General features: G+C 51.7%; 21 protein-coding genes. 20 read left to right on the plus strand and 1 reads right to left on the minus strand.

The genetic code is table 11. From position 1 onward, the window contains the following. Positions 1-289 precede the first annotated feature (289 nt). The gene (locus tag CHH60_RS29945; RefSeq protein WP_176476172.1) at positions 290-439 is read right to left on the minus strand and encodes a hypothetical protein; all 150 of its coding nucleotides are present in this window, start codon (positions 437-439) and stop codon (positions 290-292) included. Between CHH60_RS29945 and CHH60_RS22865 the strand changes: the two genes are divergently transcribed. The 20 genes from CHH60_RS22865 to CHH60_RS22960 all read left to right on the plus strand — a co-directional run bounded on the left by CHH60_RS22865 (position 438) and on the right by CHH60_RS22960 (position 26700). Beyond that, a complete protein-coding gene (locus CHH60_RS22865) occupies positions 438-5693 on the plus strand; it encodes a WIAG-tail domain (protein WP_095361314.1) in 5256 nt (1751 codons plus the stop codon). The two genes, CHH60_RS29945 and CHH60_RS22865, sit on opposite strands and share 2 nt — an antisense overlap. Before the next feature lie 371 nt (positions 5694-6064). Next, complete coding sequence (locus tag CHH60_RS22870) at positions 6065-6865, plus strand: glycosyltransferase family 2 protein (RefSeq protein ID WP_441339410.1); 801 nt, start codon at positions 6065-6067, stop codon at positions 6863-6865. 4 nt (positions 6866-6869) lie between these two features. After that, positions 6870-7958 carry a glycosyltransferase family A protein gene (locus CHH60_RS22875; RefSeq protein ID WP_255248053.1) on the plus strand — a complete coding sequence of 363 codons (1089 nt, stop codon included), beginning with the start codon at positions 6870-6872 and terminating at the stop codon, positions 7956-7958. Further along, positions 7955-8728 (plus strand): glycosyltransferase family 2 protein, encoded by a 774-nt coding sequence (locus CHH60_RS22880; RefSeq protein WP_095361316.1) that lies wholly within the window; start codon positions 7955-7957, stop codon positions 8726-8728. The genes CHH60_RS22875 and CHH60_RS22880 overlap by 4 nt, the downstream gene beginning before the upstream one ends. Further along, the gene (locus CHH60_RS22885; protein ID WP_095361317.1) at positions 8725-9456 is read left to right on the plus strand and encodes a sugar phosphate nucleotidyltransferase; all 732 of its coding nucleotides are present in this window, start codon (positions 8725-8727) and stop codon (positions 9454-9456) included. Before CHH60_RS22880 ends, CHH60_RS22885 begins: the two co-directional genes overlap by 4 nt. An 804-nt stretch (positions 9457-10260) precedes the next feature. After that, positions 10261-10908, plus strand: coding sequence for a GT-D fold domain-containing protein (locus tag CHH60_RS22890; protein WP_255248054.1), 648 nt, complete (start codon positions 10261-10263; stop codon positions 10906-10908). Between the two features lie 59 nt (positions 10909-10967). Next, the gene (locus CHH60_RS22895) at positions 10968-12518 is read left to right on the plus strand and encodes a glycosyltransferase family 2 protein (RefSeq protein ID WP_176476173.1); all 1551 of its coding nucleotides are present in this window, start codon (positions 10968-10970) and stop codon (positions 12516-12518) included. Positions 12519-12732: 214 nt separating this feature from the next. Further along, complete coding sequence (locus tag CHH60_RS22900) at positions 12733-13686, plus strand: aminoglycoside phosphotransferase family protein (RefSeq protein WP_095361396.1); 954 nt, start codon at positions 12733-12735, stop codon at positions 13684-13686. A gap of 186 nt (positions 13687-13872) precedes the next feature. Beyond that, a complete protein-coding gene (locus CHH60_RS22905; protein ID WP_095361319.1) occupies positions 13873-14151 on the plus strand; it encodes a glutaredoxin family protein in 279 nt (92 codons plus the stop codon). A 298-nt stretch (positions 14152-14449) separates the two neighbouring features. Continuing rightward, positions 14450-15787 carry an LLM class flavin-dependent oxidoreductase gene (locus CHH60_RS22910; protein WP_095361397.1) on the plus strand — a complete coding sequence of 446 codons (1338 nt, stop codon included), beginning with the start codon at positions 14450-14452 and terminating at the stop codon, positions 15785-15787. A 136-nt stretch (positions 15788-15923) separates the two neighbouring features. Continuing rightward, positions 15924-17564 (plus strand): ABC transporter substrate-binding protein, encoded by a 1641-nt coding sequence (locus CHH60_RS22915; RefSeq protein ID WP_095361320.1) that lies wholly within the window; start codon positions 15924-15926, stop codon positions 17562-17564. 42 nt (positions 17565-17606) lie between these two features. Continuing rightward, complete coding sequence (locus CHH60_RS22920) at positions 17607-18539, plus strand: ABC transporter permease (RefSeq protein WP_095361321.1); 933 nt, start codon at positions 17607-17609, stop codon at positions 18537-18539. A gap of 47 nt (positions 18540-18586) precedes the next feature. Next, positions 18587-19504, plus strand: coding sequence for an ABC transporter permease (locus tag CHH60_RS22925; RefSeq protein ID WP_095361322.1), 918 nt, complete (start codon positions 18587-18589; stop codon positions 19502-19504). Between the two features lie 26 nt (positions 19505-19530). Beyond that, positions 19531-20079 carry an NADPH-dependent FMN reductase gene (gene ssuE, locus CHH60_RS22930; protein WP_095361323.1) on the plus strand — a complete coding sequence of 183 codons (549 nt, stop codon included), beginning with the start codon at positions 19531-19533 and terminating at the stop codon, positions 20077-20079. A 69-nt stretch (positions 20080-20148) separates the two neighbouring features. Then, the gene (locus CHH60_RS22935) at positions 20149-21021 is read left to right on the plus strand and encodes a LysR family transcriptional regulator (protein ID WP_095361324.1); all 873 of its coding nucleotides are present in this window, start codon (positions 20149-20151) and stop codon (positions 21019-21021) included. 57 nt (positions 21022-21078) lie between these two features. After that, entirely contained in the window at positions 21079-22140 is a 1062-nt protein-coding gene (locus CHH60_RS22940; RefSeq protein ID WP_095361325.1) for an LLM class flavin-dependent oxidoreductase, read from the plus strand. Positions 22141-22198: 58 nt separating this feature from the next. After that, positions 22199-23422 carry an amidohydrolase gene (locus CHH60_RS22945; protein ID WP_095361326.1) on the plus strand — a complete coding sequence of 408 codons (1224 nt, stop codon included), beginning with the start codon at positions 22199-22201 and terminating at the stop codon, positions 23420-23422. Positions 23423-23701: 279 nt separating this feature from the next. Continuing rightward, positions 23702-24601 carry a diaminopimelate epimerase gene (locus CHH60_RS22950; RefSeq protein WP_255248055.1) on the plus strand — a complete coding sequence of 300 codons (900 nt, stop codon included), beginning with the start codon at positions 23702-23704 and terminating at the stop codon, positions 24599-24601. Then, entirely contained in the window at positions 24564-25370 is an 807-nt protein-coding gene (locus CHH60_RS22955) for a nicotianamine synthase family protein (RefSeq protein WP_095361327.1), read from the plus strand. Before CHH60_RS22950 ends, CHH60_RS22955 begins: the two co-directional genes overlap by 38 nt. 16 nt (positions 25371-25386) lie before the next feature. Next, entirely contained in the window at positions 25387-26700 is a 1314-nt protein-coding gene (locus CHH60_RS22960; RefSeq protein WP_095361328.1) for an opine metallophore biosynthesis dehydrogenase, read from the plus strand. Positions 26701-26713 lie beyond the last annotated feature (13 nt).

A 26713-nucleotide genomic window follows, 5' to 3' on the forward strand; every position in this document is an offset into this window, starting at 1 on the left:
CCTCCTTCAATATTATCGCGACATGGATCCTCCATATATGGAATGCCGGTCTGTCAACGCATGATGGGACATCACAATCACGCAGACCGGAATGATGATGCACCTTCATGCACCGGCGTGTTATTCATAGCTCCACACATCCATTGAACCCAGGTATGGGTGAGAATAAATAAAGCGCATTGCATTGTAAGCCGTTTTACGGATATATACGGAAGGCTTATGAAGTATCGTATGACATTTTTCCAGCAGGGGCGTGGACAGCCGCCTTACATCTATAGCCGGGCACAGCCTATTTCACCATGGACAGGTTCATCTTTTGCAGTTTGACCCGCTCATCCAATCCAATCTTACCTTCAAAAGTCGTGATATGAAGTGGCAGATGCCCATACCAGAGCATATGATGCCGGAGATGAACGTTAGAGGAAGGAGCAAGCTGCATGAGTAAAAAAGGCAATAAGAAGGTTCCTACGCCAAAACTGCGGCATGTGAGCCCCAAATTTAAGGAACTGGAACTGACCGAACGGCGTGCAGGCACCATGAATTCAGGTCTAACCCAGAATAGGGAAGAGCGCTTGAATATCAATAAACCGGATTCGAGAGCGAATCAGGCACCCGGAGAATTCTTAGACGAATCAACGGAACTCCCTGCCTCTACGAACGAGCTGGAAGACCTGGTTATCGCAGCCGAAACGAATGATCCGGAACCTGCAGCATCGGATAGCGAGGATGTCCAGACGCACCCGGAAAAGCAGATTCAGGTTCAAGTAAGTAGTGTGGCTTCGCTTGCTCTGGAAGAGCAAAACATCATCCAGCAGGAAACCACAGGTAGAGACCGCTTGGAGATTCTGAACCAGAACCAGATGCCGGGCCATACCGGTCACTATATCTACACGGATGATCTGAGTGATTTTGCAGTTACGGAGAGCAAACTGGCCCCGTTCTCTGTGGATGACTCCAAGCTGAAACCGGGTGCAGTCGGCAGTGAAGCATTGCAGGATTATGCGGTGACCAGCATTCACATTGCAGATGGGGCGATCGTCTCCGCCAAACTTGCAGAGGCTTCGGTATCGGAAGAACACCTGATTGATGGCTCTGTGTCCGGTCACAAAATACGCAATGCGTCCATTGCAGGCGAGAAAATCAAAGACGGCAGCATTACATCGCAGAAGCTCGGCAATCAGGTCATCGATTCGGCCAAAATTGCCGATGGTTCCATCGGCACAAGACATCTAAGCCGCATGCTGGTTACGGAGGATTTAATCAAAAATCACGCCGTAACCGGAGATAAGATTGCGATTAGCGGCGTAGATACAAGGCATCTCACGGGAGGCGCTGTGCATACGTCCAAATTGGCTGACGATGCAGTGACCACTTCCAAAATTCGTGAAGGTGCTGTCACAGGCAGCAAGATCGAAGATAAATCCATCGAGTCTCACCATATTCAGGACGGAGCAGTGAAACAAACACATCTGGCAGAAGGAGCGGTCGGTCGTTCGCAATTATCGATTGGCAGCATTGGGAGTGATCAGATCGAGGATGGATCCATACAAACCAGACATTTGGCTGAGGGATCACTTAGTGGAAAACATTTGCTGGATGGTTCCATCGGTTCAAACCAGATTCGTGCTCAGGCGGTGGGCAAGGATCAACTGGGCAAAGGGGAAGTCGGTAGTGATCACTTAGCAGAGGGAGCCGTAACCAGCAGTAAACTGGCAGACCAATCGGTTGGAACGGCAAAATTATTGGAGCAATCCATTACCGCTTCCAAGATCTCAGACCAGAGTGTCATTGCTTCCAAAATTGCGGATGAAGCGGTACAGGGCAAACATCTTGCCAAAGGCTCCATTCGCGCGGAACATATTGTCAATCGGGGAATTACACCGGTACATGTGGATAATGCTGCGATTCACTCGATTCATATTGCAAGTGGAAGCATTGAGGCACCTCACCTGTCTACCGGAAGTGTGTCCGGAGAAGCTCTTGCAGATGGTGTAGTATCCGAGCGGCATTTGGCTGAGGCTGCGGTGGGTACGTTTGAACTACAGGATGCTGCAGTAACAGACGTGAAGCTTGCGGATGGAAGTGTGACATCCGAAAAACTGGGAACAGCATCGGTTAGCAGCAGAGCGCTCGCTCCGGGAAGTGTCGCATCCTCACATCTTGCAAATGGTGGTGTTACGGGTACACATCTGGCTCCAGGAAGTGTGGGGTCTGAGGCCCTGAGACCATATGCCGTGAAATCGGAGCATCTGACGGAACATGCCGTAGGTGTCCCTCACCTTCAGCCGGGTAGTGTTGAAACGGATGCCATTGCACGTGCGGCAGTTACAACGGACAAATTGGCTCCTGGCAGCATAACTTCGGCTCAGCTTGCTGGAGGGTCCATTTTCCCGCCGCATCTGACAGATCATTCGGTCACCTCCCCCAAGCTCTCACCAGAGAGTGTTGCTACGGATAAACTGGCGGATTTTGCTGTCACATCAGCCAAACTGGCAGACGGCAGTGTGACTTCTTCCAAGATCATGGCAGAAAGCATTAACGCCAAGCATATCCCTGCCGGAACCATACGTGGTTATCATCTGAAGCAGCATGCTGTATCACTGGAACATTTATCGGAGGAAATACGTTCACCGGAATTATTCGCCGATGGCAGCATCACAGGCAACAAACTGCGCCATGGGTCCGTAACTGCAGACCACTTAACAGCAGACTCAGTATCAGGGACAGAATTACAAGAGGGTGCCATAAGCAGTAAGCATCTGCAGGCTTCCGTTGTGCAAACGGAACATCTGGCAGATGGCAGTGTGAAGTCGGACCATCTGGATCATCATGTCGTAAACTCACAGCATCTGAAGCCAGACATTATTCATGCCGAGCATATTGCTGAACAGGTCATCACCTCCCATCACCTGGCTCCGGGGTCTGTTGAAACAGACCATCTGGCACCTTTATCCATCACAGCGGCTCACCTTCAGCCCGGCTTGATCAGTGGGCTGCACCTTCAGGCAGAGTCGACAAGTGCGGTTCACCTGCAGCAGGGCGCAGTACATTCCCGCCATATTCAAGATGGTGAAATACTTCCGCATCATATCCATGAACGCAGCATCGGAACAACTCACCTGGAGGAAGAAGCAGTAAGTACAATTATACTGCAGGATGGAGCAGTAACAGGCTCCAAGCTGGCAAGTGGCAGTGTGGATGGCAGCAAATTGGCCGCAGGAACGATTGAGGCTGCCCATATTGGAGACGAAAGTGTGCAGTCCCGTCATATCCAGGAGGGAGCCATTCTCGCGAATCATATTCAAGAGGGCAGTATTGGCGAAGCTCATCTGGAAGAGGAGTCGGTAAGTGCGGTTCATTTGCAAGATGGGTCGGTAACGAGTGCGAAGCTGGCGGAAGGCAGCATCAGCGGAAGCAAATTGCTCGAAGGAACGATATCCGCAGCTCATATCGCAACGGAAAGTGTGCAATCTGAGCATATACAGGCAGATGCGATCCATGCCGATCATATTCAGGAGCGGAGCATCGGTACAGTTCACCTGGAAGAAGATGCGGTAAGTGCAATTCACCTGCAAAATGGATCTGTAACGAGTACCAAACTGGCCGACGGCAGTGTGAGTGGAAGTAAGCTGCTCGAAGGTGCGGTATCCGGTATTCATATCACCTCCGAAAGTGTGCAATCCCGTCATATTCAGGAAGGAGCAATCCTTGCTGACCATATTCAGGAGCGCAGCATCGGCACACCTCATCTGGAAGAGGAAGCGGTAAGTGCGATTCATTTGCAAAATGGATCTGTAATCAGCGCCAAACTGGCCGACGGCAGTGTAAACGGAAGCAAGCTGCTTGAGGGAGCCGTATCCGATATTCACATTGCAGATGATAGTGTGCAATCCCGGCATATCCAAGATGGTGCAATCCATGCTGGCCATATTCAAGAGTGCAGCATCGGCACAACTCATCTGGAAGAGGAGTCGGTGAGTGCGATTCATTTGCAAAATGGATCTGTAACCAGTGCCAAACTGGCCGACAACAGCGTGAGCGGCAGCAAGCTGCTGGATGGAACAATATCCGGAATTCACATTGCAGATGATAGTGTGCAATCCGGGCATATTGAGGCAGGTGCCATCCGTGCAGATCACATCCAGGAGCGCAGCATCGGCACAAACCATTTGGAAGAGGAAGCGGTAAGTGCGGTACATCTGCAAAATGGGTCCGTCACGAGTGCCAAACTGGCCGATGGCAGTGTGAGCAGCAGCAAAATACTTGAAGATACTATAACGGGAGTTCATCTTGCATCGGAAAGCGTGCAATCCCGCCACATTCAGGAAGGAGCCATCCTGGCTGGCCATATCCAGGAGAACAGCATCGGCACGGTTCACTTGGAAGGGGAAGCGGTAAGTGCGGATCATCTGCAGGATGGGTCGGTAACGAGTACCAAACTGGCTGATGGCAGCGTAAGCAGCAGCAAATTGTTGGAAAATGCAGTATCCGATGTCCATATTGCGAATGGCAGTGTGCAATCCCGGCATATTCAGGTGAAAGCCATTCATGGCGATCATATTCAGGAACGCAGCATTGGAATTTCCCATCTGAAGGCGGAATCGGTAAGTGCGATTCATCTGCATAATGGTTCCATCACAAGTGCGAAACTCGCCGATGGCAGTGTAAATAGCAACAAATTGCTTGAAGGTGCAGTATCCGCTGTCCACCTGACAGACAAAAGTGTGCAATCCCGCCATATTCAGGATGGAACCATCCTGGGTGATCACATTCAAGAACGCAGTATCCGAACAGCTCATTTGGAAGAAGAATTGGTCAGTGGGATTCACCTGCAAAATGGGTCCGTCACGAGTGCCAAATTGGCTGACGGCAGCGTAACTGCCAGCAAACTGGCTGAACAGAGTATCACTTCCAATCACTTGAACGCGGGCATTGTAGGCCCGGCGCACTTGAGCGAAGAGATCTGGAATGCAATTCGACAGTTCAGTGGAGAAACGCTGGAGAAGCTGGCAGCGATCAAACGTCAGGAAGCGCTGCTTCAGGGAGAAGATGAGGCTTTACAGTCATCACAGTCTGCCATCCTAACGGAACTGCCGAGTGCTGATCTGGGGGGAACTCCGACGTTACAGACTCCGAGTCAAGAGCTGGAACAACAAGTAACAGACCAACAAGTACAGGAACAGCCATTACTGACCAATGATGCTGGAGAAACATTGGCGGATTCCTTGACGACAGCTGATGCAGTTCAGCCACAGGTACTGCAGCCAGTACCTGAACTTCCGCAGGAGATCGATAAAATTACGGAGTTTGAGCTGAGTGAGCAGGCGGTTAAACAGGAGCATCTGAGTGAAGGTGCTGTTGGAAGCAGCCAGCTGCAGCATGGAGCAGTTGGGCCTGAACACCTGTCATTCCAGCCGGTTCGCAGTGTCAGTCGTCAGCCGGTCGTTCAGCAGTTCGGCATGGAAGCTTTTATCCTGCCTGAAGATGAAGAATGTGTTGAGGTAACGGTAGCATTCGAGCAATCATTCGCATCAGAACATTATGTGATTGTAGGAATGAGTAATGATCGCGGATTCCAGGTATCACTGCTGTCCCAGAGTGAGGATGAAGCGGTATTGGAAGTGTTCCGTACACCTGGATGCAAGCACACCTATGGTTTGTTGTCCTGGATTGCAGCGGGTCCTGCAAATTAAAAAGATACGCCAATTCACGAAGTTTATGCACAAAAGCGGTTCCTGGAATTGTCCGGGACACCGCTTTTGTTCCTATATTAGAAGGTCCTCTAAAAAAGTGAAGGAGGAGGTTTACGATTTTTATTTTGACGGATATGCACTGAAGGTGAGGCTGAATAACTCTTTTCCTGCCAGAAGCTTATGGAAATCAAGGACAAACGCCGTTTCCACTATTCCCTAATTACATAGAATAACGTGTACTCCCTTGGCATGTTGAGTATTTTTGAGGGTGGGAGGTGACAGTATTGCAGCAGCGTCGTCGTACTGTTCATTCAGCCGCCAAACGGGTGAGCCGAAAGAGGAAACAGTTGAACAAGAGACGTGTAAAACCCGTGAGTAAGAAGAATACGGGAACTCCCAGATACGTCATCCCCCCAATACGGGAGGGAAACCATCCAAACAACCCCATGCTTTCGGTGATTATACCGGCAATGAATGAAGAAAAGACGATTGGCAGAGTTGTTAGGCAGGCGCTTCGCATCTTTAGGGATTCCGAAGTGATTGCCGTTGTTAACGGCTCAACGGACGGCACGGCAGCAGCGGCACAGGCAGCAGGTGCAAGAGTGCTTTTGTATACGGAAGCTCTGGGACACGACGCAGGAAGAAGAATGGGGGCAGCAGCTGCTCGCGGAAGAATCCTCCTGTTTACCGATGCAGATATCCCCATACCTGCAGAGCAGCTCGCTCCCTATGTGCAGGCCATATTGGATGGGACAGATGTAGCGCTTAACGATTATGACGGTCCGGTTAAACGAAATCCTGTACATCCAGTGGTGGAGGCCAAGCATGTCCTGAACAGCATCCTGGCCAGGCCGGACCTGCAGGGAGCTTCAATGACAGCCATTCCGCATGCGTTAAGCCGCAAGGCACTTGATGTTATAGGTGTTCCTTCGCTGGAGGTCCCTCCGCTTGCATTAGCCAAAGCCGTGTCGAGTGGATTAGAGGTACGCGCCGTTCATCATGTACCTGTAGGTAAAATGAATGCGGTTCGGGTGAAACGGCGAAGCGGGCCAGATCCGCTGAGCCAAGTGGTGCTGAATGATCATCTGACAGCGATCAGGTGGATCACCGACGAACTCGGTCCACGCGGAGGGTATTCCGACCTGCAGCGTGTTCGCTGTCTGACGAGGTGAGAAGATGAAAGAACGTTCGAGAGTTGTCCGTCATCGTCGGACGATGAAAAGACAACTGGCTTCCAGACGGAACATTCCCGGGAGAAGGCGACCGAAGGGTCGAGCACCCAAGGCTCCAGAACCCAGTTTGAATGCAGTGTGGAAGTCGGGTCATCAAGCAGGATGCAGTGCACCTGAAGATCGAGCGTTGGCTGCCCAACATGCACGTCTTGCCTGGCGTGAGCACTGGCAGTCCATCTCGGGAAATTTCGGAAGCTATGAAGCTGCCATGCAGGCAGGGAAAGCATATATGCAAGGATACGTGCAGGGTGCAGGATATCCAGTGGATATCGTCCCGCTCCCCCTTCATCATTCTGCTGCCGCCGTTGTCTGTGCGTGCAATGAAGAACGGACACTCGGAAAAGTAATGGCACAGTTAAAGCGGCTGCCGCTGATGGACATCATTGTTGTGTTGAATGGAACAACGGACGACAGTCTGAATCTGGTGCTGGCCGAGTCCGGTATAACCCTTGTGTATGAACCGGATCGGGCAGGACATGATGTAGGCCGCGCACTTGGAGCGAAAATGACCGAAGCGGAAGCGATTCTTTTTGTAGATGGGGACATGGTGCTTCCGGCAGAACAGCTGGCCCCTTTTCTGTATGCAGTGGACCGGGGAAGCGATGTGGCATTAAATGATCTGAATTCATTACTTCCTCCATTTGCCCGGCAGGATGATGTGAGCCGGATCAAGGCGTATCTCAACCGTACTCTCGGAAGACCTGATCTGGGGTCCAATTCCTTGACTGCCGTCCCGCATGCCCTTTCCCGCAAAATGGTTCTGGCCGTTATGCCTGAATCTCTGGCTGTCCCACCGAAGGCGCAAGCCATGGCGATCCGGCACGGTCTAAGTGTAACGGCACCTCACCAGGTGGACGTGATTCGCTCCAATCGTCTGCGTACCACGAATACAGGCAGTGGTAACGAAGTCGCGGGATTGATCATTGGGGACCACCTGGAGGCGATTGCAGCCTGGATGGCGTCAGCAGAGCATGGGCCGGATTCGCGGATGTTATCCCGAGCCGAAGTGGCTTACAGGAGGAACGCCCGATGACACTGACGAGTATCGTGATTCCAACGTATAACGGACTGGACCTGCTGAAGCCGTGTATTGATGCCATTCGGGAGTATACCGGAGCAGGCACACCTTACGAGATTGTGGTAGTGGATAACGGTTCCGTCGATGGTACGGCAGCCTATTGTGCCCGTGAGCGAGTCCGATTTGTTCGCTTACCGGAGAACCGGGGTTTCCCAGCAGCCTGTAATGCCGGGCTGCGTGCGGCTTGCGGTGATGAGCTGCTGCTGCTCAACAACGATGTCACGGTGACCCCGCGGTGGCTCGAAAATCTTCGGTTCGGACTCTACAGTGAAGCAAACATCGGAATCACCGGTCCGGTAACCAATTATGCAAGCGGGATTCAGCAGGTTGACCTGGACTTTGGGAGCATGGAACAGTTCCAGCAATTAGCAGCAACCAACAATGTCTCAGACCCAACCAGGTGGAAGGAAGTCAGCCGCATCGTAGGACTGTGCATGTTGTTTCGGCGAGAGGTCCTGACGTCCATCGGCTTGCTTGACGAAGCCTATTCGCCTGGACATTATGAGGATGATGATTATTGCTACCGGGCTCGCATGCAAGGGTATCGATTGCTTGTATGCAGAGATGTACTTGTACATCATCGCGGCAGCGCGAGTTTTCAGAAGACGGACCCGGCTGCATGGAAGCAATTGCTGGAACGTAATCGCTCGATATTTATCCATAAATGGCATGTCGATCCACTTGAATATATTGAGACATCCGATGAAGGAGGGAATGTGGAATGAAAGGTGTAATTCTTGCTGGAGGAACGGGAACACGGCTGTATCCTCTGACGCGGCTGATTAACAAACATCTGCTTCCGGTCGGTAAACATCCGATGATTGTGTATGGCATCGACAGACTCCGTCAGGCGGGCATTGAGGATATTTTGATTGTAATGGGCAAACATTCGGCGGGACTGTATACGGAGTATCTGGGCGGCGGAGCCGAGCTTGGAGTTCGGTTGACCTACCGGATTCAGGAGCAGGCGGGAGGCATTGCTGAAGCACTTGATCTGGCAAAATCCTTTATTCTTCCTGGTGAAAAGTTTGTCGTACTGCTGGGTGACAATCTGTTCAGTGATGATCTGAAACCTTATGTTGATCGTTATGTGCAGCAGCCTGCGGGAACAGCACGTGTGCTGCTGAAAGAGGTCGATGATGCCAGACGTTACGGTGTCCCTGTCTTTGACGCGAACCATCCGGAGCGCATATCGTACATTGAGGAGAAACCAAGCCAGCCGAAAACCTCGTACTGCGTAACGGGGATTTACATGTACGATGACCATGTATTCCATCTGATTGATGGCATTACGCCTTCTGCACGCGGGGAGCTTGAAATTACGGATGTCAATAACCACTATGCCTCTGCTGGAGGCCTGGAGTATGACATCTTGCAAGAATACTGGAGCGATGCAGGTACCTTCGAATCGCTGCAGGAAGCTGCAGTCCGCATGAAGGGACAACTGCCATAACATCATGCGCCTGATGCTGCCGCTGTGCGGTGCCCGATGGGACCCGAGTAACCTGCGCCGGAGCTGGAAGGAGGCTCCGGCGCTTTGTGCAGCGGCGCTCCCGTGCATGTCAAGGGAGGGAATGCCATGAGAGTAGCGAAACGGACCGGGCACACGGAAGCAAGGGCGACAGGTAAGCCGCAAGGTACTCGCCCGGCAGCATTTCAAGGGCAAGGCGTTCTGATGGTGACGGGAACCCCAGAGGCTGGAGCCCGGCGGGCTGCCGCCAAGCCCGGGCATCGCACTGCGCGGGCCCCGGCGGGCGCACGTACTGCTGTGCCGCGTAAGCCTGCCGGCAGGAAGGCCGCTGCACGCCGCCGCTCCGCTGGCAGGCGCGGGCATGCCGCCGCTCACGGCCGCCGCCGCGCAGCATCCCGGCGGGCGCCGCGCCCGGCTGCGCGCCGTGCGCCGGTGCCCGCACCGCAAGCCAGCACGCCGAAGGCGGTGCCTGCCCGCGGTGCGGGCACGGCCCCGCTCCGGGCGACACACCACCCGCACGGTGGTGTCGCCCCCACGGGGCAAGCTGGCGCTTCTGCTGCCGGCTCTGCGGGCAGCGCCAAGACCCTGCCGCCTGCAGAGCCGGCAGGCGCACCCGGCGGCTACGCCGAGGGCTACCGCGACGGCGTATTCGCGGGCGGGGAGGCGCTGGTGGCGCAGCACATCCCGCCGGACCACATTCTGCCTGCCGTAGCGGCGGCAGATCTGATCGCGGCAGGTTTCCGCCAATATGCGCCCAGCCTCACCCGTCTGGCCAGCCCCCACGAGGTGGCTGACCAGATCCGGGGGGCGCTGGATGCACAGCGCCCCTTGTCGGTCGTTCGCCTCGGAGATGGCGAACTGCTGACGCTGGCAGCCGATACGGTGCTGCCCGGCGAGCAGGTGCAGGAGCTGGCACCGTTCCTGCCTTACGCAGGGGTCCCGCGCTCCGTTCCCGAGATTCGGGCTGCGCTGGCCGAAGCGATACAGGGTGCGGATTGGGTAGGCGTTCCGATCTCGCGGGCGCCCACGTTTCAAGGCTTGTTATTTCCGGTGATGCGCCACTTCGGGATTGACTGGTCCCGGTTGAAGCTGACCAGTTCCACAATCAACTACAGTCTGCATCATGCGGGGCTGCTGCTGCCTATCCTACAAGGCCGCCGCGTGCTGGTGATTGGCAGTCAGGCAAGCGGGCTCGGTGCACTGCTTCTCAGTCACGGAATCCATGTGACGGGCATGATTGGTTCCGTTGCCGGGGTTATGGATGTGCCCAGGGTGGTGCAGGAAACGGCAGCGCATTCCTTCGATATTGCTCTGGTTGCTGCAGGAGTTCCGGCCGTAATCCTGTGTCGGCGAATTGCCGGTGAACTTGGCAGGGTTGCTCTGGATTTTGGGCATTTGGCTGATAAATTGGTTACAGGAGAGCTTCATCTCTAATGGAGTCTGGCGGATGGTTGACGCGACGCATCCGGACGAGGGGAAATGGGGGAAGCAACATGAGCAAACCAGGTATCATATCCAAGCATCGGGGCCCCGGACCCGCCAAAGTAGTTCTGCATTCCGCTGGAAAGAGCACTGTGCGGAAGTCGGGACACAGAGGGAAAGGCAAGCGGGGGGCCCGAGCTGTCAAACTGTACAAACAAGGGTACAGCAGGGGATACGATGAAGGGATAAGACAGGGTCAGAGTTCATTTGGATTATTATTTGAAGGGGTCAGCATCATTATTCCGACCTATAATCAGCGGGAATATGCACTTAAATGTGTATCCAGTATCGAGAAACATACGCCTGCTCCCTACGAAATCATTGTAGTGGATAATGGTTCGAAGGACGGTACGGCAGAAGCGATGCTGCGTAAAGGCGGCATGGTGAGAGTGGCTGCACTGGATGTCAATCGCGGATTTGCCGGTGGTGTCAATCAGGGACTGATGATGGCAAGAGGTCGTCATATCGTGGTGCTGAATAACGATACGCTGGTCACGCCAGGCTGGCTTGATAACATGATGACCTGCCTGGACAGTGATCCGGAGATTGGCCTGGTCGGCCCAGTCACCAACTATATAGGAGGCGATCAGCAGATCGATGTTCCGTATTCCGAGGTGCAGGATATGTGGTCCTTTGCCGCCAGACACAACCGGCCTGACCCTGGTAAACACCGGGTAACCGAACGGCTTGTCGGATTTTGCTGGCTGTTCTCACGAGAGCTGCTGGAGCGGGTGGGATATCTGGATGAAGGATATGCGGTAGGCAACTTCGAAGATGATGACTGGATGATTCGGGTGAAGCTGGCAGGATATAAGCTTGCGGTCGCAGGAGATGCCTTCATCCATCACTTTGGCAGCGTCAGCATGAAAGCGCTGGATGAACCGGATTTTACTGCTGTGAACAAGGGGAACGAACAGTTTCATTCCAGGAAGTGGGGAGATCCTCACGCTCTGGTCGCGAAGACATTGCAGCTGGCACACCATATGGAACAGGAGAATTCATCGGCAGCGCCGGATTCCGCCCATTTGGGCAAAGCCAACCCGCGCCAGCAATTGTCCACGAAGGGCAGTCAGGACGGAGTAATGAAGACAAGACGCAGCTGCGACTTTTATCCGGAAGGCTGCTTCGTGTCCGATGCGAAAGGCGATGTATACCGTCTGGCGGGAGGACTGCGCCGCAAGCTGAATATTCCCGTACCTCGCGGCATATCCCCCGTTCAGGTAGCCAAACTGGATCTGCTGGGGATCCCTGCCGGAGATGCTGTAGTGTCAGCAAGTGAAATCCGGGGCTGGCCGCTTGAAGTGAGGCATGTGCATGTTTCATCGATTCATGACTCGGACACGGGTTGGACGGAAGGCTGTATTCTTGCGGCAGCTGATGCGCCGGAGGTTCGGTATCAGATCAGCGAGGGCAGAAGGAGAAAGTTCGCAACGGTATATGCAGCAGAACGATGGGGCGTACATTCCGGTCATGTATTGAGCGTGTCTCCGGAGCAGCTGCAAGCAATTCAGGAAGGCTTGCCCATCATCGCCCCGCCGCAGCTCTTAAACGAAGATCTGTAAAGCTGAGGCTCGCTGTGAATCGGTTCGGCATGATGCGAGATGTAATGTGCAGCACACGGCTCCATTTCATTTCGCATCCAGGCTTTCCAAGCGTTACATACAAGGCAATCTTATGTTTATGGATGATTGAAAAGTAAGCGATTTCATTTTACACTATGACCATATTGAATCATCGCAGAGCTAACTTAAGCATGCGATATGAGGATGGTGCATGATGAAGAATGAAAGCATCGTACTGGCCGAACGAATAGCCAGTCATTTTTTTCAGGAAAAAGTCAAGGCAGCACATCAGATTGTTGGGAAGGGTTTCGTCAATCAGGTTTGTGTAGTTGAGACGGAGCAGCATAATATTATCGTGCGCATGAACGATAAAGACCAATATCCGATCTTTATGAAGGAACGATGGTGCCTTGAGCAAGCAGCAGCCGTTGGGGTTCCGGGTCCAGAGACGTTATCCGTTGGAATAATGGATGAAACAGCCTATATGATTCAAACGGTTGTCCAGGGAGATAACGGACGGGATGCAACGATTGACACAATTGAAATCTGGAGAAAACTCGGCGAGTACGCAAAACGGATTCATTCCATTCCGGTGGCAGGTTTCGGAGAACGGATGGACCCTGTCTCGGGTACATTTTATTCCCCGCCGCATGCGGGATCAGATGGCAGCTGGCAGGGATACGTTCAGTACAATATCAATAGCTTGACGGAGCATGACCCTTTAATTGAGCTGGGTGTACTAACTAAAGCAGAATCGAAAAGGATAAGACAATGGTTCGAGCGTTTGAAAATGGAAACGTTCCGTTTTGGCCTGTGTCATGGTGATCTCTCATTGAAGAACACGATGGTTGATTTGGCAGGTCAGGTTACCCTATTGGATTGGGGAAATGCTGAAGTCACTGTGGTTCCGTATGGCGATATCATACATATGATACGATGCCAGATCCATGGAGAAGGACCCAATAGGGTTGAATTAGAAGCCTTTATAGAGAGTTACGGGCTGAATGAGTATGAGCTGGATCAGATGAGACATGTCATGATCTTGAAGACCTTTGATACGCTTAGATGGGCTATCGATCAAAGTCCGGATGAGGTTGATTTTTATGCCGGGATGGCCCGGAAAGTCCTTACTCTGGTCAAAGAAGCAAGCAGAGACGGATCGATGTAATCGCTTTTTCAAAAAAAATAAATTTAATCTTTCTATGCTGCTATAGGTTTATTCTATTAGCAGCTCCATTGACGCTTGAGGGTACGAAGAGTACATTTATAGCCATAATTCTTATTTAACAGGTAGGAATTAAAGGTCTGAGGCATGCCTCGATCTTATCCTTGAATACAATCAGGAGGGTTATCGATGTCTACATCACCCAAAAAAGTAGTGCTATGGAGCAAAACAGGCTGTCATTTCTGTGGAGAGGTAAAAGCGTTTTTGACGTCGCGGAATCAGCCTTTTGAGAACATTGAAGTGGAAGGCAATGACGTGCTTAGGGATGTGCTTGAAGCGAAATACGGCATTCGGCATGTTCCTGTTATTGAAGTTGGAGGGGATGGCAAGTTTGAGGCGTTGCTGGAACCGGATCTGGAGAAGCTTGCCGCGCTTTTGGCCCAGCCGGACGAAGCGGCAGCTGTCTGATCGTCTCTTGCACAATCGGATTGAATTCGTCGTTTCCGGCAATAGCAAGCTGCTGGGACAGTGGAACGTAGCCGGGAACGTACGAATGAATCTGTCTTATACAGATCTCTGATTTATATATAGAAAAGTTCTATTAGTCACCCCGTTGACCCTTTCACAGGGCAGTGATAAGATTTGTGAAATTATAAAACTGACCAAACTCATAGGAATAGTTACTTTTGAGTTTCGAAAATGTAAAAGTCGTGTCTGGACCCTGATGCATCATCCTAAATCCAATATGAGGGAAGGCGGAATGTATATGACGGCAAAACGCAGTTTGAAATTTGGAGCCATTGTTCACGGTGTCGGAGGCAGTATGACCACATGGAGACACCCGGAGATTCAACCGGATGCGAGTGTGAATTTTGAGTTCTACAAGCGCCAGACGCTGAAAGCGGAAGAAGGTAAGTTCGATCTCGTTTTTATTGCTGATGGTCTGTACATCACCGAAAAATCCATTCCCCACTTCCTGAATCGGTTTGAACCGATCAGCCTGTTGTCCGCCTTGGCAGCCGTCACTTCGCAGATTGGTCTGGTAGGAACGCTCTCCACGTCCTACAGCGATCCGTTTACAGTTGCCAGACAGTTTGGTTCGCTTGATCTGATCAGCGACGGCCGCGCAGGCTGGAACGTAGTTACCTCCCCGCTTGAAGGATCAGCCAAAAACTATAGTAAAAGCAATCACCCTACCCATCCAGAGCGATACCGAATTGCAACAGAATATTTGCAGGTAACCAAAGGCCTGTGGGATTCATGGGAAGATGATGCGTTTGTTCGAGACAAAGAGAGCGGTGTTTTCTTCGATCCATCCAAACTGCATACACTCAATCACGAAGGGGAGTTCTTCTCCGTACAGGGACCACTGAACATTGCCCGTTCACGCCAAGGTCAGCCGGTGATCTTCCAGGCAGGCTCCTCCGATGATGGCAAGACCCTTGCAGCGAAAGAAGCCGATGCGGTGTTTACCGGACATGATACGATCGAGGATGCACAGGCCTTTTACAAGGATGTCAAAACGCGTGCCGCTTCCTATGGACGTTCCTCTCAGGATATTGTCATTCTGCCAGGCATCAGTCCGATTGTAGGACGGACGGAAGAAGAAGCCGAACGTAAATACGAGGAGATTGCCAGCCTCGTTACGATCGACAAAGCGCTGGATTATCTGGGACGCTTCTTCGAGCACCATGACTTCTCCCAATATCCACTGGATGAACCGTTCCCTGAACTGAACGGCATTGGCAGCAACAGCTTCCGCAGCGGCACGGATAAAATCAAGAAGGATGCCAAAGAGCAGGGATTGACGCTGCGCGAAGTGGCATTGCGTGCGGCTACGCCGAAGAGCAAATTCCTGGGTACACCGGAACAGGTAGCTGACAAAATACAGGAGTGGTTCGAAGCAGAGGCCGCTGACGGGTTCATTATCCATTCGGAATTGCCAAGTGGTCTGTCTGATTTCGTGGAACTGGTCGTTCCGATTCTGCAGGAGCGCGGCATTTATCGTACGGAGTACGAGCACGATACCCTCCGTGGCAATCTCGGTGTGCAGATTCCGGTGAATCGCTATACAGCTGCCCGGGAGCAAGTGCAGCAGGCATAAGATGAACTGCACGTGAGATGAGCGCTACGGCCATATGAATTCTTAATTGCAGCACTTCCGTGTTTTAAAACCGACTTATCTCATAGGATATATATAAAATAAAAATGACACCTGTATACACAGAGGGGGAAAAGATATGAACAGGTCTATCGCTTGGATGAAATTGTTGGCACTGGCAGCAGTATTGGTAATGGTATTGTCCGGTTGCGGAGCGGACAGCAGCTCGAGCGGTGCGGCTCAGGCATCTGGTGGTGAACAGGCGAGTCAAGCGGAGGGAGGAAATCTGACTTTTGCTCTCGCAACTTCACCGGATACGCTGGACCCTCACCGGAGCGGGCTTGCTGTTACGGTACGTGCCATCCGGACTATTTACGACAATCTGGTGGTGCAGCTGCCTGACGGTTCCATTAAACCATGGCTCGCCACGGAATGGAGCGTATCAGAGGATGGCAAGAGTTACACGTTCACGCTGCGTGAAGACGTGAAGTTCCACGATGGCACGCCGTTTAACGCAGAAGCCGTGAAATACAACCTGGATCGCGTCATCGATCCTGCCACCAAAGCTGCCAATTCCCTTGCGCTGATCAGACCCTATCAATCTTCCGAGGTCGTTAATGAATACACCATCAAGGTGAATCTGGAAACACCTTCACAGGCCTTCCTGGGCAACTTAAGCCAGGCTCTGCTGGGTATCGTGTCACCTACAGCTGCCAAGAAATATGGCGATCAACTGGGCAAAAATCCGGTGGGCACCGGGCCGTATACCTTCGTGAAATGGGATGAAAATGCGGATATCGTCGTCGCCAAAAACAAGGATTACAACTGGGGCCCAGAGACGGTTGAAAACAAAGCCGCACCTCATCTGGATACGATCACGTTCAAAATTGTACCAGAGGAAGCGACACGGATCGGAAGCGTACAGAGCAGTCAGGTACTCGCTGCAGAGACCGTTCCACCGCAAAATGTTGCGGCTCTGAAGAATGACCCGAACCAGCAATTACTGCAGGCCAATACGGTGGGACTGCCGTATACTCTCTTCTTCAATCTGCGCAAAGCCCCTTGGGATGATGTGAAGGTCAGACAGGCGGTACAATCCGCCGTAGATGTGGAATCTATCGTCAAAACGTTGTATCTGGGCAACTACGAACGGGCTTGGTCTGCATTGTCTCCTGGCATTTTGGGTTACGATGCCTCGCTGGAAGGAAGCATCAACCCGGACATCAACAAAGCCAATCAGCTGCTGGATGAGCAGGGCTGGGTGAAGGGTGCGGATGGCATACGTGAAAAGGATGGCCAGAAACTGACGCTGCGTTATGTGGATGGTTCCCCAAACCGGGAGAAGCGCAATGATATCGCCGCCATCATTCAGCAGCAGCTGAAACAGGTTGGCATCGCCGTTGAAGTTGAAATTACAAAAGACATTGCCACTGTCATTTATCAGAACTGGGACTATGATCTGTATGGCAACAGCCAGGTCAATTCCGATCCGAATGCCCTATACGCCTTCTATCATACAAGCGCAGAAGGGGAGCGTCCGACGTTGTCCGGGTTGTCCGATCCGAAGATCGACGAGCTGCTGGAACAGGGAGCGGTGGAAACGGATACCGAAAAACGCGTGAAGATCTATAACGAGATTCAGCAATTTCTGATTGATCAGGCAGTTATTCTACCGATCTATGTATTTCCTTATACGGTAGCAGCATCCAAATCCGTTCAGGGAGTCAAGTTTGATTCGCTTGGGTACCCATTGTTCAACGACGTGCGAATTCAGCCCTAACATGAGCAGCCCATCACGCATTCAGGAAGGAGACGACCCGGTATGGTTCAAACGATACTGACTCGGCTTGCAACATCACTATTTGTAATATTCGGAGCTTCGGTGCTGGTGTACTGCATCATGTATCTTCTGCCGGGTGATCCGGTCCTGCTCATGCTGGATCCATCCTCGGCTACACCGGAGATGATCGAGAATTTGCGGGCGCAGCTTGGTCTGGATCAGCCGTTTTACATTCAATTTGCGAACTATTTCGGAGACATGCTGCGCGGCGATTTTGGCAAGTCCATGATGAACTCGGATCCAGTGCTTCCCAAAATTCTGGAACATTTCCCGGCCACCCTGGCACTGACGGCACTGAGTTCCATCATTGCGATTACCATCGGCATCACGCTTGGCGTGCTGTCCGCCATCCACCGAAATGGCGTGATTGATTTTATTGCCCGTCTTGTTGGACTGTTTGGTATTTCCATGCCAACGTTCTGGACCGGCATTCTGTTGATCCTGCTATTCTCGGTTCAGCTCGGCTGGTTCCCAGCCATGGGTTCGGAGGGCTTTGGCTCATTGGTTCTTCCTGCAGCCACCCTGGGTCTGGTTGGTGCAGGTTTCATCGTACGGATGGTACGTAACAGTATGCTTGAAATCATTAATGAACCGTTTATCGTCGCCTTGCGTGCCAAAGGGCTTACGGAGCGAACGATTATGTACGTTCACGCACTGCGCAATGCACTGATTCCAGCGGTAACGGTCATTGGTATGTTGATTGGGGATCTGCTCGCAGGAACCGTCGTGGTCGAAACGGTATTCTCCAGACAGGGAATCGGACGGATTATTGCCGATGCCTTGATGGCGAAAGACCTGCCTGTTGTACAGGGCGTTGTCTTTTTTACGGCAATCATCTACGTCGTGCTGAATCTGCTGGTGGATATCTCGTATGCGTACATCGATCCAAGGGTCAGACGTGCAGTCCGTACTTGATCGGCGAGGACCATCTGTACTTTGAGGGATGAGGAAGGAGGACTCTTATGAGCATGAAACCATTGGTGGGTGACAAAAAGGCATGGACCGGCAGCAAGGGGCGTGTACGCCTGTGGAATCGCCGTTTGGGACGTCACCGCTTCTCGTTCGCGGTTTCCCGATTATTCTTTTATGCAGCGCTGCTGGTTGTGTTATTCACCGTTACCTGTGCCATCGTTCCGGGCTGGATTGCTCCTTATGATCCAACTCAGATGATGACGGATGCGATCCTGCAGGCACCTTCTGCTGCGCATTGGTTTGGAACGGATTACTTCGGAAGGGATATCTTCAGCGTCGTTGTGCATGGCAGCAGGGATTCACTGCTGATCGGATTCGCTTCGGTGCTTGTCGGTGGCCTGGTGGGAAGTGCCCTGGGGATTATCTCAGGGTATGCAGGTGGAATGGTGGATACGGCGATTATGCGTACTGTTGATATTCTGATGGCTGTCCCGGGAGTACTGCTAGCCTTGTCCGTAGCTGCGGCACTGGGTCCTGGACTGCTGAACATTGCACTGGCCGTTGCGGTAGCCTCCGTTCCGGGATATGCACGGGTCATGCGCGGACAGGTGATGTCTGTCAAAAGCCTGCCGTTTATCACAGCGACACGATCACTTGGTGGCTCGAACGGACGTATTTTCTGGCGGCATGTCCTGCCGCATTCCCTGTCTCCTCTGCTTGTTATGGCAACATTGGGGGTGGGTACTTCCATCCTGACGGGTTCCGGTCTCAGTTTTCTTGGACTAGGGGTGTTGAAGGAAATTCCGGATTGGGGAGCACTGCTCTCACAGGGACGCGGTTACCTGACCGTCGCCTGGTGGATCTGTACTTTTCCTGGACTCGCTATTACCATGTTTGTACTCGCAGTGAATCTGATTGGAGACGATATCCGTGATCGGCTTGATCCAAGAGTAAAAGGAGCGGCTTGACCGCTATTCCAAGGAGGAGATTAATGATGTCTCATGTCGTTATTATTGCCGGAGCACCTTCCAAACGTTCGCGTTTGACCGGCCTAACCGATTATAGCAGCAATAAATTAACCCAAGCAGGCATTTCTGTTGAGGTGATACATGTAGCGGAACTACCAGCTGAAGACCTTGTGCAGGCCCGGTTCGACAGTTCGCATGTGCGAGACGCGCTTGCCGTGGTTGAAGCAGCAGACGCGGTCATTGTGGCTACGCCTGTGTATAAAGCATCCTACTCGGGTGTACTGAAGCTGTTCCTGGATCTGATTCCACAGGAGGGGCTTCGCGGTAAAGTGTCACTTCCGCTTGTTATTGGCGGCTCCATTGCGCATCTGCTGGCTATTGATTATGCATTGAAGCCTGTACTGGCCGCACTCGGGGGAAGACATATTTTGGGTGGAGTTTACGCAGTTGATCAAGGCGTAGAGCGTCTGGATGACGGGAAATATGCGCTTTCGGCCGACATTACAACCCGATTGGACCGTTCGTTGGATGAATTGATATTGACACTGGAAAAGGATGGTATTACGATTGCTTAAAACCAAGTAAGTTGATTGGTTAAATTGATATAAGGTCAAACATCTGTGGACCTGGATGCGGAGGCGCTTATGAATATTGAGAACATTGAAGCGTTTGTATATATCAATCATTACGGAAGCTTCAATAAGGCTGCCGAAGTACTCTTTTTGTCCCAACCATCTGTAACGGCTCGTATTCAATCGCTGGAACGTGAGCTTGGCTGCAAGCTGTTTGATCGGCTTGGCAAACAGATCGTGCTCACGGATGAAGGGAGAAAGTTCCTTCCATACGCGCAGCAGGTGCTTCAGGTTATCCAAAAGGGGAGGCAGAAGATTCAGCAGCGCCGGACGACACCAGACGCCCTGCGTCTCGGCAGTACCGTATCGGTATCCAACTATGTCATTCCGGACTTCCTCCCCAAAATCAAGGAGGCCTATCCTGGGGTCAACATCAAGCTCACAACGGCTACAACCGATCAATTGATCGCAAAGCTGCTGAATCAGGAGATTGATCTGGCATTTGTACGCAAGGTCATGCACCCGGCCATACGTACCATTGCTTTTTATGAGGACCCGATCCAGCTGTATGTTTACAAGGGACATCCATTTATAGAACGCGGACACGTCAGCATGGAGGCGATTCGCAATGAGCGGCTGGTTTTCTTCGAATGCGGTTCCCTGGACTGGCTGCGTATTCACCGTGCGTTCGACTCCCTAGACCATCCGCCGGATATTACATATCATGTGGACCATTCGGAAACGGCGAAGAAACTGGTTCTTCAGGGAGCGGGTATTGCCTTCCTGCCGGGACTAACGGTGCAGAAGGAAGTGCAGGACCAGGAGTTGTTTCCCATTCAGGTTCATGAAGTTGCTGGTGTATCGTTGCAGATTAGTGTCGTGACGTTAAAAGAAGAACATTCACCGTTTGCAGAGCCCTTTGGGGAGCTGCTGAGGCAGTTATAAAAGCAAGAACGGGCTTGGCAGCCGAATACGGCAGCACAATTGGAGGAGGAGAAACGTATGGGGATTCGTCTTGGCATATTGGATCAGACCCCAATCTATGAAGGGGAGACTCCGGTGGATGCATTCCGGCACACTATTGAGCTGGTAAAGCGTGCAGAGCAGCTTGGATTTCACCGGTTCTGGGTATCGGAGCATCATGATTCAGGACATGTGGCAGGTTCTTCGCCAGAGGTGCTGATTTCGCATTTGCTGGCACATACAGAGCGAATTCGTTTGGGTTCCGGCGGGGTGATGCTCCAGCATTACAGTCCTTACAAGGTTGCCGAGAATTTTAATGTGCTCGCAGCGCTTGGACCGGGAAGGATCGATCTGGGCATAGGACGTGCGCCAGGAGGACTGCCCCGTTCTACGCAGGCTCTGCAGCAGGGCATTCAGGAGGCAGCTTCACTGAAGGAGAAAATACGTCAAGTGAAGCAGTATATTCATAATGAACCGCATGCAGATGAATCCCATCCACTTGCCGGTTTAAGTGCTGCACCTGTGTCCGAGCTGCCTGCCGAGCTGTATGTGCTTGGAGCAAGTGTCGATAGCGCTGGCATGGCGGCGGAACTAGGACTCCCTTATGTGTTCTCCTTGTTTATTAATAGCAATATTGAAGTGGCACAAGAAGCCCTTCGTGTCTACCGCGAGCAATTCAACCGTTCAGAAGGCCGGGAGCCTTACGCCGTTCTTGCGATCTCCTTAATTGTGGCAGAGAGTAAGGAAGAGGCTGAAGAGCTGGCAAGTGAGCATATGCTGGTCAAGATCCACCTGGAGAATGGTAAAGTACTGACGGTTGGATCAGTGGAGCAGGCAGAAGAATTCGGACGGCAATCTAACGAGAAATATCGCATTGAGGTTCTGGAGCCGAGTGTAACCCGTGGAACGAAGGAAACCGTAGGTCAGGCTCTGCAAAAGTTTCAGGATGAGTTTGCCGTGGATGAGTTGATTGTCACAACAGCCACACGTGATTTCGCGAAACGCATTCGCTCTTTTGAATTGCTGCGCGAGGCACTGGATGAACAGGGACTGGGTGAATTCTGGAGTGAAACCGAACCTGCGCAAGCGGCTATTGGTTAGAACGGGATTGAGAACCCGCTTTTTGCAGCACATAGATGACGATGAAGGAGGCAGCGTTATGAAGAGTGAGCTGGAACAGCCCAAGCAGCAGGCAGGGCTAGAAGAAAGAGGCAAGCAGCGCATCCCTGTTGAAACCGATGAAGCATTTGCGGAGCGGTTAATCGCGATTCGGCGGCATCTGCATCGCTATCCGGAATTGTCAGGTGAGGAAAGGGAAACAACGGCCGCTATCCGCGGCTGGCTGGAGGAGGAAGGGGTACGTATCGCAGATGAATATTCACTGCGTACGGGTCTTGTCGCCGAAATCGGACAAGGGGACGGGCCTGTCGTTGCCCTCAGAGCAGACATTGATGCATTGCCGATTCAGGAAGAGACGAAGCTTGAGTTTGCTTCCCAGGCCGCAGGCAAAATGCATGCTTGCGGGCATGATGCACATACGGCCATATTGGTTGGTGCAGCACGATTGTTGAAACAGCGGGAGTCTGGGCTGCCAGGCAAAGTAAGGCTGCTGTTCCAGCCTTCTGAGGAAAAAGCAACGGGCGCCCGGCAGGTTATTCAGAGCGGAGCACTGTCTGACGTCCGTGCCGTGTTTGGTCTGCATAACAAACCGGATCTTCAGGTCGGTACAGTCGGTATCCGGGAAGGAGCACTCCTGGCAGCGGCGGATGGTTTTGTAGTAAACGTCGAAGGGGTGGGCACACATGCTGCGGTACCGGAAGCGGGAATCGATCCGATTGTTGTTGCCTCGCATATTGTAACGGCTTTGCAGGCAATTGTGAGTCGCAATGTGGGTGCACAGGAGAGTGCCGTGATTAGCGTGACCAAGATTCACAGCGGTACAGCCTGGAATGTCATTCCGGATCAGGCCATATTGGATGGCACGGTGCGTACCTTTGACGAGAAAGTCCGTGCCCGTATTCGTGAACGGTTCAACCAGGTCGTGTCTGGTGTGGCGGCTGCATACGGTACACGGGCGACGGTTCGCTGGATTCAGGGACCGCCTGCGGTGGTTAATGATGCTTCGCTGGCTTCCGCGGCGGAACAGGTGGCGGCTGAAGTGGGATTGAACAGTGTTAGACCGCTGCCCTCTCCGGCAGGTGAAGATTTCTCCTTTTATCAGAAGGAGGTTCCAGGCCTGTTCCTTTTCCTCGGTACATCGGGACCGCATGAGTGGCATCATCCTGCATTTGACCTGGATGAACGGGCACTGCCGCTGGGAGCGCATTTGCTCGCTGCTTTGGCAGAGCAAGCGCTGCAAAACCTGCAGCTGCAGGGGGAGTGATGCGATAAACGCAAGAACCAAACAGTGTGCTTTGAAAGGACGGTTACCCTCATGGGGTGACCGTTTTTTTGCCTGGTAGGCAGAAAAATGAATGCAAAACAAAGAGATGGATTTTAAAACAAAGAAGCTTCTTGAAATGGAAAAATATTGTTGACGGCCTCAATTTTGTATGCTATATTTTTCTCGATTATTAATCGTAAAAATTACTATTAAGGCAGCGGGGTAGTGCACAGGTGAAACTCATCCGAATCTGAATGAACAGGAATAGAGGTAGCTGGGATGAAACAGGAGATCGAATTTATCAAGTTTAATCCAACACAGAACATGACGGTTTTGGTGAAAACAAGTCATCCAGCAGAGGAGTACCAACATATCGCTTCAAGCATCATGTCCTACGATCATGTATATGCGGAGCAGGTCGGATTTATTGTGCCATCCCTTCAGCGCGGAGCTGCAGCACGGTTGCATATGGCCGGAGGAGAGTTTTGTGGTAATGCCTGTATGGCTTTGGCAGCCTACCTTGCATCAGAACAGGAGATGGGTTCTCGAGATTACACTGAATTGCTGCTTGAGGTCTCGGGTACAGAGCAGTTGATTACCTGCCAAGTGAAGAAGCAGCTGAATGAATACTTTTGTCAGGTGACCATGCCGATTCCCAGACAGATTGAACGGCAGACCATAACGTACGAAGGATTCGATCTGGATATGATTATTGTCCGGTATGAGGAATTCATTCATATCGTGGTGGAGGTGGACGGGTTCGATGATGGGATTCGAAAAAGAGCACAAAACCTCGCGCGTCTGCTTGGACTAACCCTGGGAGACAAACTGATTGGCATTTTGTTGTTCAATCCACGTTCCGAAGAGTTGGCTCCGCTGATTTATGTTCCCGGACTGGATAGCTTGATATGGGAGAGAGGATGCGGTTCAGGTACAGCTTCGCTTGGCGCTTACCTTGCATGGAAGACAGGAAGAGAGATTACCGCCCGAATTAAACAGCCCGGAGGTTCGATCAACGTCGTGGCCCGGTTTGCTGAACATGGGCTGGGGAGTATTCACATTGAAGGTTCTGTTGGTATTGTGGCACAGGGGACAGCTTTTATTGATGTACAACAGATGGACATGAATAAGGGGGAAACACATGAATACGGTCATGGATTTTACCAGACAGTTGAATGATTTTCTGAAAACCTTTGAACAACTTGCCCGGAAATACGATCATTCCATTCATCATGCGGAACAGATGGAGCTGGCCATCAATGCCTATTCCCAGTGGATCACCGATAAGCGCCATGAGTCGTTCTGGGCAGAGAAGGAGCATGAGGAGGGCACCGGGTTCACACAGCTTGTACTGGATTTAAGGCACCAATCTTCCCGCTGTGTAGCGATCATGGAGAAATATCGGGCATTGAAGCTGCAGCACGGAGAAGTGGAGATTGCGGATTATTTCAAAAATATTGAGGAATGCATCGAGAAGGAATTCGGCAGTTTCCATGTGATTTCAGACTCCAAGGTGCTTCTGATCGGATCAGGAGCATTTCCAATGACTCCCCTGCTTATCGCCAGAAGGACGGGGGCACAGGTGGTAGGCATTGATATTGATGAAGAGGCGATCGGGTTAGGCCAGACGGTTGTGAATACATTGGGGGCCGGTCTCCGCATCCATTTGCAGAAGGCATCTGTTCAGGAGCTCGATTTTACGAGAGAAGCCACGCATATCATTTTCAGTTCCACTGTCGCTATGAAATATGACATCCTAGATCAGCTTCATTCGCTCACCAATGAACACGTTGTTGTTGCGATGCGATATGGCAATGGATTGAAGTCCCTGTTCAATTACCCTCAGCAGGAGACGGACCCGCTGAAATGGCGAATGGTTGATAACATTTTGCGTCCACACGATGTGTTTGACATTGCACTGTATCAGAAACCCTCGCATGTCGGATAAGGAGAAGGAGGCACATATGAGTGGTTTTGAACGAGTCTTAATCATGGGAACCGGGCCTGCATCCGTTCAACTAGCTGTATTATTCAAGAAACAACGAGGATCCACCATTGGTGTGGCAGGAAGACAATCGATTAGATCCAATGAATTCTTCGGTGCATTGGACCGTCATGATCAGCACATTCGCGTAAGCGTTCAGAATGAGAAGCATCGGAGCCTGGCAGGCGAGTGCAGCGTGGATCGGATTTTTACCGGGTACAGCCGGATTGAAGGCAGCTGGGATACGCTGATTCTTGCTGTCACGACGGATGCTTATGTTCAGGTATTAAGTCAGCTGAATCCGGACGTCCTGAAGCAAGTCAAGTGCATCGTGCTGGTATCTCCCACTTTTGGATCGAACCGCCTGGTTCATCAGTATGTAAGTGAGTTAGGGTACACGCCCGAAGTGATCAGTTTCTCCACCTATTGTGGGGATACACGATGGGCAGATGGACGGCCTTCCAATCATGTCGTGACAACCGGAGTGAAGAATAAACTGTATATCGGTTCCACCCGAACCCCTTCAGAAGCAGTGAACGAATTATGCAAAATGGTTGATCAGCTCGGAGTGGCGATGGAAGTGATGGCCTCCCCATTTGAGGCAGAGACGCGAAACATCTCACTGTATGTACATCCGGCGTTATTCATGAATGACTTTTCTTTAAACGCGATCTTTGGAAACGCTGAGGTCCAGACGTATGTCTACAAGCTCTACCCGGAAGGGCCTATCAACCAACATCTCATTCGGGATATGCTCGCAGGATGGAAAGAAATCATGAGGATTATAGACCGGCTGCACATACGGCCGCTCAATCTGCTTCAATTCATGACGGACGATAACTATCCGGTTCATTTGCAGAGTTTATCGCGCTCTGATATCGAGGAATTTGTCGATTTGCAGGACATACATCAGGAGTATTTGCTGTACATACGGTATACCTCGTTACTGATTGACCCTTTCTCGCAGCCAAACGAACAAGGGAAATATTTTGACTTTTCGGCCGTGCCATTCCGGAAGATGTTCATCAATCACGAAGGGCAGCTTGAGATCCCAAGGATGCCCCAGGAAGATTATTACCGCATCAAAATCATTCAGGGCATTGCAAGGCATCTCCGGGTGGACTGCCCTACTGTAGACAAATTCATCGCAACCTATGAGAACAAACTGGTGCAAGTGGCACAGGAACAGAAAGAGCTGCCGTTATCCAGCGCATTTCAGATCCGGACATTTGCTTGTGATCTGAACATGATCTGTGAAGGACTTGAAATCTATCATCAGGAGGAAACGTTGTGAAAAAGGGAAGATC

Source organism: Paenibacillus sp. 7523-1 (assembly GCF_002276415.1).
Classification (GTDB): Bacteria; Bacillota; Bacilli; order Paenibacillales; family Paenibacillaceae; genus Paenibacillus; species Paenibacillus illinoisensis_A.

What these genes read in the sequence shown, in the direction of transcription:
- CHH60_RS22875 (WP_255248053.1), top strand. Translation starts at nt 6,870, where the DNA reads ATGAAAGAACGTTCGAGAGTTGTCCGTCATCGTCGGACGATGAAAAGA.
- CHH60_RS22940 (WP_095361325.1), top strand. Translation starts at nt 21,079, where the DNA reads ATGGGGATTCGTCTTGGCATATTGGATCAGACCCCAATCTATGAAGGG.
- CHH60_RS22865 (WP_095361314.1), top strand. Translation starts at nt 438, where the DNA reads ATGAGTAAAAAAGGCAATAAGAAGGTTCCTACGCCAAAACTGCGGCAT.
- CHH60_RS22955 (WP_095361327.1), top strand. Translation starts at nt 24,564, where the DNA reads ATGAATACGGTCATGGATTTTACCAGACAGTTGAATGATTTTCTGAAA.
- CHH60_RS22905 (WP_095361319.1), top strand. Translation starts at nt 13,873, where the DNA reads ATGTCTACATCACCCAAAAAAGTAGTGCTATGGAGCAAAACAGGCTGT.
- CHH60_RS22960 (WP_095361328.1), top strand. Translation starts at nt 25,387, where the DNA reads ATGAGTGGTTTTGAACGAGTCTTAATCATGGGAACCGGGCCTGCATCC.
- CHH60_RS29945 (WP_176476172.1), bottom strand. Translation starts at nt 439, where the DNA reads ATGCAGCTTGCTCCTTCCTCTAACGTTCATCTCCGGCATCATATGCTC.
- CHH60_RS22885 (WP_095361317.1), top strand. Translation starts at nt 8,725, where the DNA reads ATGAAAGGTGTAATTCTTGCTGGAGGAACGGGAACACGGCTGTATCCT.
- CHH60_RS22925 (WP_095361322.1), top strand. Translation starts at nt 18,587, where the DNA reads ATGAGCATGAAACCATTGGTGGGTGACAAAAAGGCATGGACCGGCAGC.
- CHH60_RS22910 (WP_095361397.1), top strand. Translation starts at nt 14,450, where the DNA reads ATGACGGCAAAACGCAGTTTGAAATTTGGAGCCATTGTTCACGGTGTC.
- CHH60_RS22900 (WP_095361396.1), top strand. Translation starts at nt 12,733, where the DNA reads ATGAAGAATGAAAGCATCGTACTGGCCGAACGAATAGCCAGTCATTTT.
- CHH60_RS22895 (WP_176476173.1), top strand. Translation starts at nt 10,968, where the DNA reads ATGAGCAAACCAGGTATCATATCCAAGCATCGGGGCCCCGGACCCGCC.
- CHH60_RS22915 (WP_095361320.1), top strand. Translation starts at nt 15,924, where the DNA reads ATGAACAGGTCTATCGCTTGGATGAAATTGTTGGCACTGGCAGCAGTA.
- CHH60_RS22920 (WP_095361321.1), top strand. Translation starts at nt 17,607, where the DNA reads ATGGTTCAAACGATACTGACTCGGCTTGCAACATCACTATTTGTAATA.
- ssuE (WP_095361323.1), top strand. Translation starts at nt 19,531, where the DNA reads ATGTCTCATGTCGTTATTATTGCCGGAGCACCTTCCAAACGTTCGCGT.
- CHH60_RS22880 (WP_095361316.1), top strand. Translation starts at nt 7,955, where the DNA reads ATGACACTGACGAGTATCGTGATTCCAACGTATAACGGACTGGACCTG.
- CHH60_RS22945 (WP_095361326.1), top strand. Translation starts at nt 22,199, where the DNA reads ATGAAGAGTGAGCTGGAACAGCCCAAGCAGCAGGCAGGGCTAGAAGAA.
- CHH60_RS22935 (WP_095361324.1), top strand. Translation starts at nt 20,149, where the DNA reads ATGAATATTGAGAACATTGAAGCGTTTGTATATATCAATCATTACGGA.
- CHH60_RS22950 (WP_255248055.1), top strand. Translation starts at nt 23,702, where the DNA reads ATGAAACAGGAGATCGAATTTATCAAGTTTAATCCAACACAGAACATG.